The 17,586-nt window shown below is 67.9% G+C and carries 15 protein-coding genes; 7 read left to right on the top strand and 8 right to left on the bottom strand.

The window, feature by feature from the left end; all coding sequences use genetic code 11:
- Window positions 1-129: 129 nt before the first annotated feature.
- Genes AC5P9C_RS09990 through AC5P9C_RS09980 form a run of 3 tightly spaced genes read left to right on the top strand, consistent with a single transcriptional unit; the run spans window position 130 to window position 3,533 of the window.
- A complete protein-coding gene (locus AC5P9C_RS09990; RefSeq protein WP_049466024.1) occupies window positions 130-924 on the top strand; it encodes a thiazole synthase in 795 nt (264 codons plus the stop codon).
- The gene (trmB, locus tag AC5P9C_RS09985) at window positions 924-1,658 is read left to right on the top strand and encodes a tRNA (guanosine(46)-N7)-methyltransferase TrmB (protein WP_005410814.1); all 735 of its coding nucleotides are present in this window, start codon (window positions 924-926) and stop codon (window positions 1,656-1,658) included. The genes AC5P9C_RS09990 and trmB overlap by 1 nt, the downstream gene beginning before the upstream one ends.
- A gap of 27 nt (window positions 1,659-1,685) precedes the next feature.
- Entirely contained in the window at window positions 1,686-3,533 is a 1,848-nt protein-coding gene (locus AC5P9C_RS09980; RefSeq protein WP_049466020.1) for an SLC13 family permease, read from the top strand.
- 193 nt (window positions 3,534-3,726) lie between these two features.
- Here AC5P9C_RS09980 and AC5P9C_RS09975 read toward each other — a convergent pair whose 3' ends face one another.
- Window positions 3,727-4,062: a Rieske (2Fe-2S) protein gene (locus AC5P9C_RS09975; protein ID WP_049466019.1), complete on the bottom strand. Its 336-nt coding sequence runs from the start codon at window positions 4,060-4,062 to the stop codon at window positions 3,727-3,729.
- Window positions 4,063-4,240: 178 nt separating this feature from the next.
- Here AC5P9C_RS09975 and AC5P9C_RS09970 point away from each other — a divergent pair, with 178 nt between their 5' ends.
- The 4 genes from AC5P9C_RS09970 to AC5P9C_RS09955 all read left to right on the top strand — a co-directional run bounded on the left by AC5P9C_RS09970 (window position 4,241) and on the right by AC5P9C_RS09955 (window position 7,368).
- Window positions 4,241-4,522: a hypothetical protein gene (locus AC5P9C_RS09970; RefSeq protein ID WP_049466016.1), complete on the top strand. Its 282-nt coding sequence runs from the start codon at window positions 4,241-4,243 to the stop codon at window positions 4,520-4,522.
- 75 nt (window positions 4,523-4,597) lie between these two features.
- Window positions 4,598-5,314, top strand: a complete 717-nt coding sequence (locus AC5P9C_RS09965; RefSeq protein WP_049466014.1) for a fumarylacetoacetate hydrolase family protein — start codon at window positions 4,598-4,600, stop codon at window positions 5,312-5,314.
- A gap of 54 nt (window positions 5,315-5,368) precedes the next feature.
- The gene (mscL, locus tag AC5P9C_RS09960) at window positions 5,369-5,773 is read left to right on the top strand and encodes a large-conductance mechanosensitive channel protein MscL (RefSeq protein ID WP_049412700.1); all 405 of its coding nucleotides are present in this window, start codon (window positions 5,369-5,371) and stop codon (window positions 5,771-5,773) included.
- Window positions 5,774-5,946: 173 nt separating this feature from the next.
- Complete coding sequence (locus AC5P9C_RS09955) at window positions 5,947-7,368, top strand: M28 family peptidase (RefSeq protein WP_343541070.1); 1,422 nt, start codon at window positions 5,947-5,949, stop codon at window positions 7,366-7,368.
- A 168-nt stretch (window positions 7,369-7,536) separates the two neighbouring features.
- Here the strand turns inward: AC5P9C_RS09955 and AC5P9C_RS09950 are convergent, their stop codons facing one another.
- The 7 genes from AC5P9C_RS09950 to AC5P9C_RS09920 all read right to left on the bottom strand — a co-directional run bounded on the left by AC5P9C_RS09950 (window position 7,537) and on the right by AC5P9C_RS09920 (window position 17,526).
- Entirely contained in the window at window positions 7,537-8,988 is a 1,452-nt protein-coding gene (locus AC5P9C_RS09950; protein ID WP_414615339.1) for an alanine/glycine:cation symporter family protein, read from the bottom strand.
- A gap of 10 nt (window positions 8,989-8,998) precedes the next feature.
- On the bottom strand, window positions 8,999-9,985 hold the full coding sequence (locus AC5P9C_RS09945; protein ID WP_343540820.1) for a hypothetical protein: 987 nt from the start codon (window positions 9,983-9,985) through the stop codon (window positions 8,999-9,001).
- Window positions 9,986-10,151: 166 nt separating this feature from the next.
- Complete coding sequence (locus AC5P9C_RS09940) at window positions 10,152-10,985, bottom strand: TrmH family RNA methyltransferase (protein ID WP_164081927.1); 834 nt, start codon at window positions 10,983-10,985, stop codon at window positions 10,152-10,154.
- Window positions 10,986-12,497, bottom strand: a complete 1,512-nt coding sequence (locus tag AC5P9C_RS09935; RefSeq protein ID WP_057494690.1) for an alanine/glycine:cation symporter family protein — start codon at window positions 12,495-12,497, stop codon at window positions 10,986-10,988.
- A 211-nt stretch (window positions 12,498-12,708) separates the two neighbouring features.
- Window positions 12,709-13,305, bottom strand: coding sequence for a GNAT family N-acetyltransferase (locus AC5P9C_RS09930; protein ID WP_064239087.1), 597 nt, complete (start codon window positions 13,303-13,305; stop codon window positions 12,709-12,711).
- Window positions 13,298-16,423 (bottom strand): efflux RND transporter permease subunit, encoded by a 3,126-nt coding sequence (locus tag AC5P9C_RS09925; protein WP_343540817.1) that lies wholly within the window; start codon window positions 16,421-16,423, stop codon window positions 13,298-13,300. The genes AC5P9C_RS09930 and AC5P9C_RS09925 overlap by 8 nt, the downstream gene beginning before the upstream one ends.
- On the bottom strand, window positions 16,420-17,526 hold the full coding sequence (locus AC5P9C_RS09920) for an efflux RND transporter periplasmic adaptor subunit (protein ID WP_164687701.1): 1,107 nt from the start codon (window positions 17,524-17,526) through the stop codon (window positions 16,420-16,422). The genes AC5P9C_RS09925 and AC5P9C_RS09920 overlap by 4 nt, the downstream gene beginning before the upstream one ends.
- Between the last annotated feature and the right edge of the window lie 60 nt (window positions 17,527-17,586).

Here is a 17,586-nt window from a genome sequence, read left to right as displayed (position 1 = left end):
CTGGCCGGCAATCCGACGCTGTCAGGCACCCTGCATTTGCCGGCCAGCGGCCGGCACTACCCTCGCCCTCCTGCGGACAGCACCGCCTTGCATGACCCCATCTTCAGGCGGATAAGCGATAATCGCGCCATGAACGTTCATGTCTCCCCCGATTCGCTGGTGATCGCCGGCAAGACCTATGGCTCGCGGCTGCTGACCGGCACCGGCAAGTTCAAGGATCTGGAAGAAACCCGCCTGGCCACCGAGGCTGCCGGCGCCCAGATCGTCACTGTGGCCATCCGCCGCACCAACATCGGGCAGAACCCGGGCGAGCCGAACCTGCTCGACGTGCTGCCGCCGGAGCGTTTCACCATCCTGCCCAACACGGCCGGCTGCTACACCGCCGAGGATGCCGTGCGCACCTGCCGCCTGGCCCGTGAACTGCTGGACGGCCACAACCTGACCAAGCTGGAAGTGCTGGGCGACCAGAAGACCCTGTACCCGGACGTGATGCAGACCCTCAAGGCTGCCGAACAGCTGGTCAAGGACGGCTTCGAGGTGATGGTCTACACCTCCGACGACCCGATCCTGGCCAAGCGCCTGGAAGAGATCGGCTGCGCTGCGGTAATGCCGCTGGCCGCGCCGATCGGTTCGGGCCTGGGCATCCAGAACAAGTACAACCTGCTGCAGATCATCGAAGACGCCAAGGTGCCGATCATCGTTGATGCCGGCGTGGGTACCGCCTCCGATGCCGCGATCGCGATGGAGCTGGGTTGCGACGGCGTGCTGATGAATACCGCCATTGCCGGTGCGCGCAACCCGGTGCTGATGGCCAGTGCGATGCGCAAGGCGGTCGAGGCCGGCCGCGAGGCGTTCCTGGCCGGACGCATCCCGCGCAAGCGCTACGCCAGCGCTTCTTCGCCAGTGGACGGGCTGATCGGCTGATGACCAATCCTTTCGACAGCGCCGGTTCCAAGGCCCCGCCCAAGCCCTTCACCGTGAGCGAAGGCCGCCGCGAGGTGCGCAGCTTCGTGTTGCGCCAGGGTCGTTTCACCCCGGCCCAGCAGCGCGCGTTCGACGAACGCTGGCCGCGCTTCGGCCTCGACTACACCGGCCAGCCGCGTGACCTGGACGCCACCTTCGGCCGCCCGGCGCACAAGGTGCTGGAAATCGGCTTCGGCAACGGCGCCGCGCTGCGCTTCGCTGCGCAGCACGATCCGTCGCGCGACTACATCGGCATCGAAGTGCACGCCCCTGGCGTGGGCCGGCTGCTCAACGCGCTGGCCGACGACAACGCCGACCACGTGCGCCTGTACCACCACGACGCGGTGGAAGTGCTGCAGAACGAGATCGCCGACGGCGCCCTCGATGAAGTGCGCATCTACTTCCCGGACCCGTGGCACAAGAAGCGTCACAACAAGCGCCGCCTGCTGCAGCCGGCGTTCGCCGAACTGCTGGTGCGCAAGCTGCGCCCGGGTGGCCGCCTGCACTGCGCCACCGACTGGGAAGACTACGCCGAGCAGATGTGGGACGTGCTCGATGCCACCGCCGGCCTGGTCAACCGCGCCGGCCCGCGTGGCAGCGTGCCGCGCCCGGACTGGCGCCCGCAGACCCACTTCGAGACCCGCGGCCAGAAACTCGGCCATGGCGTCTGGGACCTGTTGTACGACCGCACCTGACGATCGCCTGAGGACGCCGCGCCCCACATGGATACCGCGCTGACGCTGACCAACGACATGAAGCTCGTGCTCGGGCTGGTCGGCTTCACGATGGCGATGTTCCTGTTCGAGCGCATCCGCGCCGACGTGGTCGCGCTGGTGGTGCTGGTGGTGCTCGGTGTCACCGGGCTGATCGCGCCGGAGGAGATCTTCGGCGGTTTCTCCGGTAACGCGGTGATGAGCATCATCGCCACCACCATCCTCGGTGCGGGCCTGGACCGCACCGGGGCGCTGAACCGGCTGGCCGCCTGGCTGCTGCGGCGTGGCCATGGCGTTGAGCAGCGGCTGCTGATGATGACCACGGCCATTGCCGGCCTGAACTCGTCCTTCATGCAGAACCCATCGGTGATGGCGCTGTACCTGCCGGTCGCCTCGCGGCTGGCGGCGCGCACGGGCCTGACGATGCAGCGCCTGCTGCTGCCGATCTCGGCGGCGATCGTGATGGGCGGTGCGCTGACCATGGTCGGCAACTCGCCGCTGATCCTGCTGAACGACCTGCTGGCCTCGGCCAACAACAACCTGCCCTCGGGCCTGGCCACCATCGAGCCACTGCGCATGTTCGCGCCGCTGCCGATCGGCGTGGCGCTGCTGGTCGCCTCGCTGCTGTATTTCCGCTACTACGGCGACCGCAAGCTGATCGAGGAAGAGAACCTGGTCAACGACGGGGTCACCCCGGCGCGCACCGAAAGCTACTTCGCCAAGACCTACGGCATCGAAGGCGACGTGTTCGAGCTGGTGGTGAGCGCGGAAAGCCCGCTGGTCGGCATGACCCTGGGCGAGGCCGAGAACCTGCACGACGCGCCGTTGCTGCTGGCGCTGAAGACCGGCAACGACACCCGCCTGGCGCCGCCGGCAGAGATGCGCATCTGGGTCGGCAGCGTGCTCGGTGCGATGGGCCCGCGCCAGCAGATCAGCGACTTCGCGCAGAACCAGTTCCTGCGCATGTCCTCGCGCCTGAAGCACCTGGGCGACCTGTTCAACCCCAGCCGCGCCGGTATTTCCGAGGCGGTGGTGCCGCCGACCTCGAATGTGATCGGCAAGAGCGCGGCCGACCTGCGCCTGCGCAAGGAGCGCGGCATCAGCCTGCTGGCGATCAACCGCGACAAGCAGGTGATCCGCGAGGACGTGCGCGACGTGCAGCTGCGCGCCGGTGACATGCTGGTGTTCCACAGCATCTGGACCGACCTGGCGCAGGCCGCCAAGAGCCGCGACTTCGTGGTGGTCACCGATTACCCCACCGGCGAGCAGCGACCGCACAAGTTCAAGATCGCCATGGCGATCTTCGCGCTGACCATCCTGATCGCGCTGACCAGCAAGCTGCCGGTGGCGCTGACGCTGATGACCGGCGTGGCGGGCATGCTGCTGACCGGCGTGCTGCGCATGGACGAGGCGTATGCCTCGATCAACTGGAAGACGGTATTCATGATGGCCGGGCTGATTCCGCTTGGCTGGGCGATGGATTCCAGTGGCGCGGCGGCGTGGGTGGCCGGCCATACCATCGACAAGCTGCCGACCGGCATTCCGGTGTGGGTGCTGGAGGTGGCGCTGGCACTGCTGACCACAGCGTTCTCGCTGGTGATCAGCCACGTGGGCGCGACCATCGTGATGGTGCCGATCGCGGTGAACCTGGCGCTGGCGGCAGGCGGCAACCCGACCGCGTTCGCACTGATCGTGGCGCTGTCGGCGTCCAACAACCTGATGACGGCCTCCAACCCGGTGATCTCGATGATCACCGGCCCGGCCAACTACACCCCGCGCGAGATGTGGCGGGTCGGCGGCCCGTTGTCGCTGATCTACACCTGCGTGGTGGTGCTGATGATCAACCTGATGTTCTGAGGAATGGGTTTATCGGCAGGGCTGCGCCCTGCACCCCGGTAGTGCCGGCCGCTGGCCGGCACCGATCTCGTTCTGGTAGCTGCCGACCTCGGTCGACACGGCTTTTGTAGCGTCGAGCCATGCTCGACTGCTCCTGGCTTGATGGGGTCAGAGCCGTTTTCCTGCGGAAAACGGATCCGACCCCCAGCTGGCTTCAAGCCAGGTAAACCTGCCCGTCGCGCACGTCCACCGGCACCGCGCGCAGGCGGTCGCCCTTGCACGGGCCGGCGATGCAGTCGCCACTGTCCAGCGCGAACGAGGCGCCGTGCGCGGCGCAGACCAGATGCCCCTCGCGGCTCTTCAGGAACTGACCCGGTGCCCAGTCCAAACGGCGGCCGGCATGCGGGCAGATGTTCAGGAACGCGCGCACCTGCGCACCGTCGCGATACAGCACCAGCGATTCGGCATCGCCATCGACCAGCGCTTCGACCTCGGCAAACGCGCCATCGGCGAGGGCATCCAGGGCGATCAGGGCGGCAGCGGCAGTCATGGCGAAGGCTCGTACGGTAAACCCGCATTGTCGCATGCCCACTCAGGTCACTGGCTGCGACATGAACACAAGTCATTGATCTGTAATAAGCACAGGCTATATTTAACGAGTTTTTCACTCAATGACAGTGGCGCGTCCCGATACTCTGCTTTCGCTGATCCCAGCCTATCGAGCCGCCATGTTCAATCGCGCATCCGCCTTCAACCAGTTCCGCACCCTGTTCGCGCCGCGCAAGCCGCGTCACCCGCTGGTGCGCGTTGCCGTGGGCCTGCTTGGCCTGGCGATCCTGGCCGCGATGGTGTTCATCGGCGTGTTCGTCGGTGCCGCGATGATCCTGGTGGGCCTGGCGTGGAAGCTGCTGGCCTCGCGCAAGCCGGGGACTGCACGCCCGGTCGACCCGACCGTGGTCGAGGGCGAGTATCGCGTGGTGCGCAAGCCGGTGCTGCCGGCCTCGCGCTGATCCACGCGTGCGGCGCCCGCTGACGGCGGGCGCCATGCGTTCTAGACTGCGGGCACGCCCTTCCTGGATGCCCGCATGTCCGATGTCTCCGATGTGATCCCTGCCGCAGCCCTGCCGCGTGTGCCGGTAGCCGGTGGTGGCAGTTTCCCCGTGCACCGCATCTACTGCGTCGGCCGCAACTTCGCCGACCACGCCCGCGAAATGGGTGCCGCGGTGCCGGCGGCCGATGACCGTGGCCGCCCGATGTTCTTCAGCAAGCCGGCCGACGCGATCGTGGTCGGCCACGACGATGCCATTCCCTACCCGCCGTCGACCGCCAACCTGCACCACGAAGTGGAGCTGGTGGTGGCGATCGGCCGCGATGCGCCCGCCGGCGAGCTGGCCGTGGCCGACGCCGACGCACTGGTCTACGGCTATGCCGTCGGCCTGGACCTGACCCGCCGCGACCTGCAGGCCGCGGCCAAGGACAAGGGCCACCCGTGGGATGCGGCCAAAGGCTTCGATGCCTCCGCGCCGATCAGCGAGATCGTCCACGCCGAAGAAGTGGGCGACCTGGCTGCGCTGAATCTGTCGCTGGAGGTCAATGGCGAGGTGCGCCAGCAGGCGCTGCTCGACCAGATGATCTGGAACGTGCCGGAAATCCTGCACGAGCTGTCCAAGCTGTGGCAGCTGCGTGCCGGCGACCTGGTGTTCATGGGTACCCCGTCCGGGGTGGCTGCGCTGAAGCCCGGCGACCGTTTCAGTGCCCGCCTGGAAAACGTGGCCGAGCGCCACGGCGTGATCGCCGGCTGACATCACCTGCGCTACCCTGCGCGCTGTCCACTTCCCCACCGGAGAAAAACAACAATGGGAATGCTCACCGAGTTCAAGGAATTCGCGATGCGCGGCAACGTCATCGACCTCGCCGTCGGCGTGGTGATCGGCGCGGCCTTCGGCAAGATCGTGACGGCGCTGGTCGAGAAGATCATCATGCCGCCGCTGGGCCTGCTGATCGGCAAGGTGGACTTCTCGCAACTGGCCTGGACGTTGTCACCGGCCCGGCTCGGCCCCGATGGCAAGGAAATTCCGGCGGTAGTGATCGGCTACGGTGACTTCATCAACACGCTGATCCAGTTCGTGATCGTGGCCTTCGCCATTTTCCTGGTGGTCAAGGCGATCAACCGCCTGTCGCGCAAGAAGGAAGCGGCACCGGCCGCGCCGGCCGAAGAAGTGGTGCTGCTGCGCGAGATCCGCGACAGCCTGAAGAAATAAGGCCGCAGAACGGTCGTGCCGGCCGCGACTGCACGAAAGCCCCGCTCCGGCGGGGCTTTCGCTTTGCTGCATCTGGCGGAAAACAGCATCCGCGCCAGCCATGACCTCCCGCCCATGCGCCGGGCTGAACGACTGTTAAGCTCCAAGGCTTAGGTCCCTTCCCGGAGTTGTCCATGCGTCGCCGCGTCCTTGCCATCGCATCCTCCCTCGCCCTGCTGGCCGCCCCGGCCTTCGCGGCGCCGCGCACCACCACCCTGCCCCCGGCGTCGCTGGCCACCGCCGCACAACTGCGCGACCGGGCGCTGGCCGATGACACCGGCTGGAAGGTGGTCGAGTCGCTCACCACCGAGATCGGTCCGCGCATCGCCGGCAGCGAAGCCGACGCCCGCGCGGTCGCCTGGGCCGAAGCCAAGTTCAAGGCCCTGGGCTTTGACAAGGTCTGGAAGGAGCCGGTGACGTTCCCGAAGTGGGAACGCCGCAGTGAACACGCCGCCGTGACCGGCAAGAACCCGCAGCCGCTGCAGATCACCGCACTGGGCGGCAGCCCGGGTGGCACCGTGGAAGCCGAGGTGGTGCGCTTCGCCGACCTGGCCGCGCTGCAGGCCGCGCCGGCGGGTTCGCTGAAGGGCAAGATCGCCTTCGTCGATTACCAGATGCTGCCGTTCCGCGATGGCCGCGACTACGGCCGTGGCGGCGCGATCCGCAGCAAGGGCCCCTCCGAGGCGATCCGCAAGGGCGCGGTCGGTTTCCTGATGCGCTCGGCCGGTACCGACTCGCACCGCGTGCCGCACACCGGCATCACCCGTTTCGATGACGGCCTGACCCCGGTGCCGTCGGCCGCGCTGTCGGTGCCCGATGCCGACCAGCTGGCGCGCCTGCTGGCGCGTGGCAGCACCACGGTGAAGGTGGCGCTGGACTGCGGTTGGGATGGCACGGCCACTTCGTACAACGTGATCGGCGAGATCACCGGCCGCAGCCTGCCGAAGGAAGTGGTGGTGATCGGCGGTCACCTGGATTCGTGGGACCTGGGCACCGGCGCTGTCGATGACGGCGCAGGCGTGGGCATCACCATGGCTGCAGGCCACCTGATCGGCCAGCTCAAGCAGGCACCGAAGCGCACCATCCGCGTGATCGCCTTCGCCAACGAGGAACAGGGCCTGTACGGCGGCAAGGCCTATGCCGAGGCACACGCGAAGGACGTGGCGCTGCACCAGCTGGCCGCCGAGAGCGACTTCGGCGCCGGCCGCATCTACGCCTTCAATACCGGTTCGCCGAACCCGGAAGGCTCGCGCGAAGCGACGAAGCAGATTGCCGAAGTGATGAAGCCGCTGGGCATCGAGTACCAGGCCGACAAGGGGGGCCCGGGCCCGGACGTCGGCCCGCTGGCCGCCAAGGGTGGTGCGTGGGCGTGGCTGGCGCAGGACGGCTCGGACTACTTCCACCTGCACCACACCGCCGACGACACGCTGGACAAGATCGACCCGAAGGCACTGGCGCAGAACGTGGCCGCCTACACCGTGTTTGCCTACCTGGCGGCAGAAGCCGATGGCAGCTTCGGCAGCGAGGCCAAGGCGACCACGCCGCCGAACGAGTGATGCGCTGGCGCCGGGCCATGCCCGGCGAGTGCCGCGGGAAGAGCGGTGCGAACCGAGGTTCGCACCCACCCGGCAATGGCGTGGGTCAGAGCCCTCGCCCTGGCGAGGGATCTGACCCCGATCCTGAGGGATCTGACCCCGATCCTGAGGGATCTGACCCCGATCCTGTCAGCCTTCCCACACGCTGGTGTTGCGCACGCCCAGCAGTTTCGGGTTGAACAGCGGATCCTTGCCGGCCTGGCGATGCTGCTCGTAATCGCGCAGTGCGGCCAGGGCAGGCCTTTGCAGCAGCAGGATGGCGATGATGTTCAGCCAGCTCATCAGGCCAACGCCGATGTCGCCCAGCGACCAGGCCACTGTGGCACTGTTCACCGCCGAGTAGCCGGTCGCTGCCAGGAACAGCAGCTGGAAGACGCCCATCAGCCACGCCGCCGGCCGATCGCGGCACAGATAGCTGACGTTGGTCTCGGCCATGTAGTACAGCGCGAGGATGGTGGTGAACGCGAACGGCAGGATCGCCAGCGCCACGAACGAACGGCCGAAGCCCGGCAGCGCCGATTCCACCGCATGCTGCACGAAGCGTGGCCCGGCCTCGACGCCGGGCAGATTGCCCAGCAGCAGGCGCGCCTCATCGGGAATGCCGTTCACCGCCGGGTCGTAGACGTTGTACAGGCCGGTGGACAGGATCAGGAAGGCGGTCGCACTGCACACCACCATCGTGTCGATGTAGACCGAGAACGACTGCACCAGGCCCTGCTTGACCGGATGCGAAACTTCCGCGGCGGCGGCCGGGTGCGCCCCACTGCCCATGCCGGCCTCGTTAGACAGCACGCCGCGACGCACGCCCCACTGGATGGCAGTACCGATCATCGCACCGAACGCTGCATCCACACCGAATGCACTGCGCAGCACCAGCATGATCACCTCCGGCAGCTTCTCCGCGTTCAGCACCATCACCAGCGCCGTGACCAGCAGGTAGGCCACGGCCATCAGCGGCACCACCCATTCGGCCACGCGCGCAATGCGCCGCACACCGCCGATGAGGATGGCGCCCAGCACCACCAGCAGAACCGCGGTGGTGGTCATCACCGGTACGTCCCAGGCTTCGTTCACCGCACTGGTGATCGCATTGGACTGGGTGCCGGCCAGCATCGCGCCCGCCAGCACCGTCACCAGTGCGAACAGCACGGCATACCAGCGTTGGCCGAGGCCTTTCTCGATGTAGTACGCCGGGCCGCCCCGGTACTGCCCCTTGCCGTCGCGATCCTTGTAGATCTGCGCGAGCGTGGATTCGATGAAAGCACTGGACGCACCGAGGAAGGCGACGATCCACATCCAGAAGATCGCGCCGGGGCCGCCGAAGGCGATGGCCATGGCGACGCCGGCGATGTTGCCGACGCCCACCCGGCTGGACAGCGAAAGGGACAACGCCTGGAACGGCGACACCCCGGCATCGGAGCGCTCATGGCGGAACATCAGGCGCAGCATGTCCGGCAATGCACGCAGCTGGATGAAGCGCGTGCGCACGCTGAAGTACAGGCCGGTGAGCAGGCACAGCACTACCAGGTAGGGGCTCCAGACGACGCCGAGGATCGTGTTGACGATGGATTCGATGTTCATCGGCGACCTCCTAGAAGAACATGCCCAGGGCAATCTGGGGGCTGACGATATGGCGGGTGTTGCGGCCCGCCACGCTGAACTCCACGCCGGCGATCAGGCCCAGCGTCGGGCTGAAGTGGTACTCCACCGCCGGCGCCAGAGTGACGCTGCGGCTGGCCGGGCGATGTTCCTCGATGCGCTCGACGTGGCCGCTGGCGTTGCGCGCGAAACCACTCAGGCGCTGGCCGGTCTCGCGACTGGCGGCCACCTCCATCACGCCGACCCAGCGCGGACTGAAGCTGTACTCGGCCCCCACCGACAGGCCCAGCACCGAACCGCGGGAGATGTGTCCCTGGAAGCTGTCATCGGTGCCGTACACGCTGGCCCCGGAGATCGCCGTGCGCGACGGCGCCGGCCCCGCGCTGAGCTGGGCGCGCCAGCGCAGCGGGCGGTCGTTGCCCAGCCAGACCACCTGCTGCACGCCCACTGCGGCAGTGGTGCGCTGCACGCCGTCGCCCTGCGCATCGAGCGGATTGCCGGTGATGCGGTCATGGCTGCCGGTGCTGAAGCGCTGCACCAGCGCGACCGAGATGGCCGGACGCGTGCCATCGGCATTGGGCGCCTGCAGCAGGTACTGCAGGCGCGCGGTGGTATCGCCGGCGCGGAAACCACTGCTGCGCGCGCTGCCCTGTTCGGCACGCGATGCACTGAGATTGACCTGGCCCATCACCCGGTCGCTGAAGCCGTAGACGATCGGCACTACCGTGGCCCACGCACCGCTGTGCTGCGCGCTGCCGCGGCGATGGCCGCCATCGTCATACTGATCGCGGCTGTCGACCCGCACCAGGTAGGGTTCGATGTACCAGTTGCCCTGCGGCAGGCCGGCCGGGTTGGGGGTGATCAGCGGACCGGTGAAGTTGACCCCGTCCAGGCTGCGTTCGCCGGCTGCGGCACGGCCGTTGGCAAGGACGCTGGTCAGGACCAGCAATGCGATGAGGATACAGCGTGGGTGATGCATGGCAGCCTCTTCTGGACACCGTGGGATGGAGTTCCACCCTGCGTTGCCGGAAGCGGCTGACCAATAAGGAAACTTTCAAAACGTCATGCGCGCTTGACGCAATGACGAACCCTGGAAGGGATCGGAGCCCTCGCCCGCGGCGAGGGATCCGACCCGGGATACCAGATCAGCTGCGGCGGCTGGCCCACTGCGCCAGCAGCACCGCCGTGGCCGAGGCCACGTTCAGGCTCTCCACTGCGCCGCTGCCGGGAATCGAGACCTGCAGGTCGCACGCACCCGCCAGGCCACGGTCCATGCCCTCGCCTTCGGCGCCCATCACATACACCAGGCGTTGCGGCAGCGCGGTGCGGAACACGTCGTCACCGCCCTCCACCAGGGTCGCGGCCAGGCCGAAACCGGCGGCACGCAGCTGTGCCATCGCCTGAGCGGTCTCCGGCAGCTGCACCAGCGGCACCGCCTCGGCACCGCCCTCGGCCACGCGCGCGGCGGCACCGGACAGCGCCAGCGTGCTGCCGGCCGGCAGCAGCAGCGCCTTGGCACCGAAGTGCGCGGCCGAGCGCAGGATCGCGCCGAGGTTGTGCGGGTTGCCCACGCCATCCAGCCACAACGCCAGCGCCGGACCGTCACCGACCTGCTCCAGCCACTGCGCCAGCGGCAGTGCCGGTGCGCGCAGCACGTCAGCCACCACGCCTTCGTGGTGGGTGGTGCCGGCAAGCTTGTTCAGATCGCCGTCTTCAACCACGCGATACCCCACGCGGTTGGCCACGCACCACTTCAGCAGCGGCTGCAGGCGCGGAATGCGCGCCTCCAGCAGGTACAGCTTGCGCAGCGCCTGCGGCCGCGCTTCGAACGCGGCCAGCACGGCATTGAGGCCGTACAGGCGCAGCTCGTCGCTGCCACCGCGCCCACCACCGCCCGTGGCCGGCACCTCCGGACGCGGCAACGGCGTTGCGCGCGGCGGACGGGCGGACGGGCGGCGGTTGTTCCAAGGGTTGTTCACTTACACACTCTCCTGCTTGCGCTGGCGCCAGAAATCGGCGTTCTTGATGCCCAGGGCATCAGGGTCGAACACCGGATCCAGGCCGAGCTTCTTCTGTCGTTCGTAGTCACGCAGGGCCAGCATCGCCGGCTTCTGGATGATGAGGATGGCAATGATGTTCAGCCAGGCCATCAGGCCGACGCCGATGTCACCCAGCGCCCAGGCCAGGGTTGCATTGTGGAACGCGCCGAACACCACCATGCCGATGATGCCCAGGCGCAGCACCAGCACCGTCAGCGGGCGCTTCTTGTTGTGGTTCACATAGCTGAGGTTGGTCTCGGCCATGTAGTAGTACGCCATGATGGTGGTGAAGGCGAAGAAGAAGATGGCGATGGACACGAACGCCGAACCCCAGCCCGGCAGCACGGCTTCCACGCCGGCCTGGGCGTAACCGGCGCCTTCGGGAATGCCGGCCAGGCCCTGGAAGATCGGCGGGGCGCTGGCGCCTGCAGGCGAGTAGACGTTGTAGGTGCCGCTGGCCAGGATCAGGAACGCGGTGGCGGTGCACACCATCATGGTGTCGAAGTAGATGGCGAAGGCCTGCACGTAACCCTGCTTGGCCGGGTGCGAGACTTCCGAGGCAGCCGCTGCATGCGGGCCCGAACCCTGGCCGGCTTCGTTGGCGTAGATGCCGCGCTTGATGCCCCACTCCACCGCCAGGCCCATCATCGCGCCGAACGCGGCGTGGGTGCCGAAGGCGCTGCTGAAGATGATGTTGAACATCTCCGGCACGCGGTCGTAGTTGATGATCATGATGACGATGGCCATCAGGATGAAGCCGGCGGCCATGAACGGCACCACCACTTCGGCGAAGTTGGCGATGCGCTTGACGCCGCCGAAGATCACCACGCCCAGCAGCAGTGCCACCACGATGCCGATGCCCAGCTTCAGCGCCTGCACCGACTCCATGCCGAAGGCCTGTCCATCGAGCGGGCCGCACAGGGCAGTACCGCGGCAGGCGTTGATGATGCTGTCGGCGATGGCGTTGGCCTGCACGCCCGGCATCAGGAAGCCGGCGGCGATGATCGTGGCGATGGCGAAGGCCAGCGCGTACCACTTCAGGCCCATGGCCTTTTCGATGTAGTACGCCGGGCCACCGCGGTAGCGGCCTTCGGCGTCCTTGGTCTTGTAGATCTGCGCCAGGGTGCATTCCACATACGACGTGGACGCGCCGAGGAAGCCCATCACCCACATCCAGAAGATCGCACCGGGGCCGCCGAAGGCGATGGCGGTGGCCACGCCGGCAATGTTGCCGATGCCCATGCGGCCGGCCATCGACATGGCCAGGGCCTGGAACGAGGACACACCGGCGTCGGATTTCTCACCCTTGACGGTGAGGCGGCACATCTCGAAGAAGCCGCGGATCTGCATGAAGCGCGTGCGCAGGCTGAAGAACAGGCCGGCGCCCAGGCACACGAAGATCAGTGCCTTGCTCCAGATGATGCTGTTGATGAAGTGTACGGTTGCTTCCACGCGCGCTCTCTCCAGTCGGCGGGTTGTAAGGACGTCCCGTCGGCTGGAGGGGACCGGTCGATTCTCCCTGATCGCAGGCCGCTGCGGTAGCGCCAGAAGACAAGGGGCCGGATCCCTTGCGAAGCGCGCGGGGGCTCCGGCCCCGGTTCGCCCGTTTGAGGGGTTGGGGTCAGCGCCCTTTTCTGGCGAAAAGGGATCTGACCCCGGGGGTTCACGGCAGCTGCGTGCGTACCCGGGCGAAGCGGCGCAGGTCGTGCAGCACGCCACGCTTGTAGACGGCGCAGCGCTCCACGCCCTCCTCCTGGAAGCCGTTCTTTTCCAGCACCCGCGCCGAGCCGAGGTTGAAGTCCACCACCGTGGCCTGCAGCCTGAACAGGCGCAGCTGGTCCATCACCCACGGTGCGAACAGGCCGACCACACGGGTCATCACGCCCTTGCCCCAATGCGCCTGGCCCAGCCAGTAGCCCAGTTCGGCGGTGTGCCCCCGCTCGGCCACGCCCTGCTGGGCGCCGACGCTGCCGCAGGCCTGGCCGTCGATCTCGATGGCCAGGTTCAGGGTGCCGGGGGCCAATACGCGGCCCTCAAGGAAGGCCTCGCCATCGGCGCGCGTGTACGGGTACGGGAAGCGGTCGCGCAGGCCGCGAGACACCTCGGCGTCGTTGGCGTGGCGCAGCAGGGATTCCAGGTCTTCATTGCGCCAGGGACGCAGTCGGAAACCTTCACCCTGGAGTGGCGGGGTCAGAGCCCTTTCCGTTCCGGAAAGGGATCCGACCCCTGGCCCGACCCCGCCGGCGCGCCGGTCAGGCATGGCCGCCCACCGACGGCGACGCTGCTTCCTGCGTCTCCAGCTCGCGCTTCACCGCTTCCGGCGAACGGGTGTACGGGGCCAGCCGCGCGTAGAACGCCGGCACCACGAACAGCGACAGGAACGTCGAGAGGGTCACGCCGAAGATGATCACGATGCCGATCGTGCCACGGCTGGCCGAACCGGGGCCACCGGCCACCACCAGCGGGATGGCGCCGACCACGGTGGCGATCGAGGTCATCAGGATCGGGCGCAGGCGCACCATCGCCGATTCGATGATCGCCTCGCGTACCGTGCGCCCGTCGTCACGCAGCTGGTTGGCGAATTCGACGATGAGGATGCCGTTCTTTGCAGCCAGGCCGACCAGCATGACGATGCCGATCTGGCTGAACAGGTTCACCGTGCCGCCACTCACCCACAACCCGACCAGCGCGCCGAGCACGCCCAGCGGCACCGTCAGCATGATGGTCAGCGGATGGATGAAGCTCTCGAACTGCGCGGCCAGCACCAGGTAGACCACCAGCAGGGCCATGGCGAAGGTGAGCAGCACAGCGCCGCCGGCGCTCTGGTACTCACGCGATTCGCCCTTCCAGTTCACCTGCGCGTACTGCGGCAGTTCTTCCTGGGCCACGTTCTGTGCCCAGGCAATGGCCTCGCCCAGCGGATAGCCCGGCGCCAGGCCGGCACTGATGGTGATCGAGCGCAGGCGGTTGAAGCGGTTCAGCGTGCCGGCCTCGGCCACTTCACTCAGCGTGACCAGGTTGGACAGCGGCACCAGCTCACCGGAGGTGGCGCGCACGCGGATCGCGGCCAGGTCGGCCGGGCTGGCACGGCCATCGCGGCCGGCCTGCACCAGCACGTCGTACTCCTCGCCGTTGTCGACGAAGGTGGTGACGCGACGCGAGCCCATCATGGTTTCCAGCGCCGAACCGATCGCGGTCACCGGCACCCCAAGGTCGGCCGCACGCTGGCGATCGATGTTCACCCGCATCTGCGGCCGGGTTTCCTTGTAGTCCGAGTCCGGGCCGACCAGCCCGGGATTGTCGGCCATGCGCAGCAGGATGCGATCGCGCCACTGCGCGATCTCGGCATATTCCGGGCCGCCCAGCACGATCTGGAACGGCTGCCCGCCGCTGCGCACCAGGCCACCGCCGACCTGCGTACGCACGCGCACGCCGCGGATGGTGTCCAGTTCCTTCTGCAGTTCATTGGCCACGTCCGGCGTGGCCTCGCTGCGCTGGCGCCACGGCTGCAGGAAGATGCTGACGCGGCCGGTGTGCATCTCTTCGCTGGCCCCGAAGCCGCCGGGCACGCGCGGATTGGCGCGCACGATCGGCTTGTCCGGGCCCACATGCGGCGCCAGCAGCGCTTCCACCTGCTGCACCTGCTGCACGGTGTAGTCGTAGCCGGCGCCTTCCGGGCCGTCGATCATGATCTGGAACGAGCCGCGGTCTTCGGCCGGCGCCAGTTCCGACGGCAGCAGCTTCAGCAGGCCCCAGCTGGCAGCCAGCGCGGCCACCATCACCAGCAGGTAGATCCAGGTGCGGTCGACATGGTGATCGAGCACCCGCCCATAGGCGCCTGCAAGGCGTTCCAGGTTGCGGTTGATGAAGCCGTGCAGCCCGCGTGGTGCCTGCCCGGTGTGCGGCTTGAGCAGCTTGGAGGCCATCATCGGCGTCAGCGTCAGTGCCACGAACGCGGACAACGCGACCGCCGCCGCCAGTGCCACCGCCAGCTCGCGGAACAGGCGCCCGGTGTTGCCTTCCAGGAAGCCGACCGGCAGGAACACCGCCACCAGCACCGCCGTGGTGGCGATCACCGCGAAGGCGACCTGCGCGGTGCCGCGCTTGGAGGCCACCAGCGGTGGCTCGCCCAGGTCGATGCGGCGCTGCACGTTCTCCACCACCACGATCGCATCGTCCACCACCAGGCCGATGCACAGCACCAGTGCCAGCAGGGTCAGCAGATTGATCGAGAAGTCGAACGCGTACAGCGCGATGAACGCGGCGACCAGGCACACCGGCACCGTCACCGCCGGGATCAACGCGGCGCGGAAACTGCCGAGGAACAGCCAGATCACCGCCAGCACCAGGATCATCGCTTCCACCAGCGTGGCGTAGACGCGGTCCACGGCTGCTTCGATGAAGGTGGTGTTGTCGAAGGCGACGAAGATCTGCGTGCCCTTGGGCAGGGTCAGCGCCACCCGCTCGGCTTCAGCGCGCGCGGTGCGCGCCACGTCCAGCGCGTTGGCGGTGGAGGTCTTGACGATGCCCAGGCCGATGCCCGGCTCGCCGTTGCTGCGGTAGTACGCGCGGCGCTCGGCCGAGGCCAGCTCGATCTTCGCCACGTCGCCCATGCGCACCACGTAGCCGTCGCGGCCCTTGCCCAGCGGGATGGTCGCGAAGTCCTCGGGCTTGATGTAGTTGCGCTCCACGCGCAGGGTGAAATCGCGGTCGGTCGACTCGATGCGGCCGGCCGGCAGCTCCACGTTCTCGTTGCGCAGCGCGGTTTCCACGTCACCGGTGGTCAGGCCGCGTGCGGCCAGCTGGTCGCGGTCCAGCCAGATGCGCATCGCATAGCGCTGGCGGCCGCCGATGCGGACCTGGGCCACGCCATCCAGGCTGGAGAAGCGATCGACCACGTAGCGGTCGGCGTAATCGCTCAGTTCCAGCGTGTCCATGGTCGAAGAGACCATGTTGAACCAGATGATCGGGTCGGCATCGCTCTCGACCTTGGCGATTTCCGGCGGCCGCGCTTCTTCCGGCATGCGGTCGGCCACGCGGCTGACCGCGTCGCGCACATCGTTGGCCGCCGCTTCGATATCGCGGTTGGAGGTGAACTCGATGCTGACCTGCGAGCGGCCGTTGGTGCTGCGTGCGTTGATCGTATCGATGCCCTCGATGCCAGCCAGCGCATCTTCCAGCACCTGGGTGATGCGGCTCTCGATGACGGCCGCCGAGGCGCCGGTGTAGTCCACCGACACCGACACGATCGGCGGGTCGATGGCCGGCAGTTCGCGCAGGGTCAGGCGGGTGAAGGACATCACGCCCAGCACCAGCAGCAGCAGGCTCATCACCACGGCAAACACCGGGCGCTGGATGGAAATGTCGGACAGCTTCATCCGCCGTGGCCCTCGGCTGCGGCCGGCGCCGGCGCATCAGCGGGCTCGCCGCCATGGGCTGGCGCGACGTCCTTGGCCGCGACCTTCAGACCCGGGCGCAGCTTGCCGGTGCCGTCGACCACGATGCGCTGGCCGGCCTCCAGGCCCTGCTTGATCTCGACGACGCCCGCACGGCGCGCACCAGTGACCACATCCACGCGCTCGACGCTGTCGTCGCTCCTGATGCGGTACACGAAGGTATCGCGGCCGACCTGCACCACCGCAATTTCCGGAACCACCAATGCCGGGCGCTCGGGGCGGAACAGGCGCACGTCCAGCAGCATGCCCGGGCGCAGCGCATGGTCGCCGTTGGCGAAATCGGCACGCACGGTCACCGCGCGGGTGGCCGGATCGATGCGCGCATCGATGGTGCTGACCTCGCCCTCGAAGGTGCGGCCCGGCCATGCCACGCTGGTGGCGCTGACCTTGTCACCGACGCCGAGCGCGGCCAGTTCCACTTCCGGCACTTGGAAATCAACGTGCATGTGCTCGATGTCATCGAGCGTGGCGATCACCGTGGTCGGCGTCAGCAGCGTGCCCGGGCTGACCTGGCGGATGCCGAGCACGCCGGCGAACGGCGCACGCACGCGACGGTCGGCGATGTCCGACTGCATCTGCGCCACGCGCGCTTCGGCGGCATCGCGGATCGATTTCTGGGTATCCAGCGTAGCGCTGGACACCAGCCGCTGGGTGGCCAGCTCGCGCTGGCGCCTGTACAGCTGGTCGGCCTCGTGGAAGGTGGCCTGCGCCTGCACCAGTGCGGCCTCCTGGGCCTGGCCGCGCAGGGTGACGATCGGCGCACCGGCCGCCACGTGCTGGCCGCTTTCAAAATGCACCTTCTCGACGATTTCGCTGACCTTGGCGGTGACGCTGATCGATTCACGCGCCCTGGCCGTGCCCAGTGCCTGCAGGGTGTCGTTCCACTGCCGGGACTGCACGACCTGTGCCGTGACCGGCACCGCTTCGCCCTGCCGACGTGCGGCGGCCTCCTGTTTGCCTGCGCACCCGGCCACCAGGGCCAGGCTGAGGCCAAGGGCCAGGGTCGAAGCGATACGAGCCAACATGAACGGTCCAGATTGATCCACGGCCGCCGAGTGTAGGCAAGGGCCTGCGAAAGCGGTATG

The organism is Stenotrophomonas sp. YJH_SMC_10, assembly GCF_059371555.1.
This window is presented reverse-complemented; position numbering and strand designations above follow the sequence as displayed.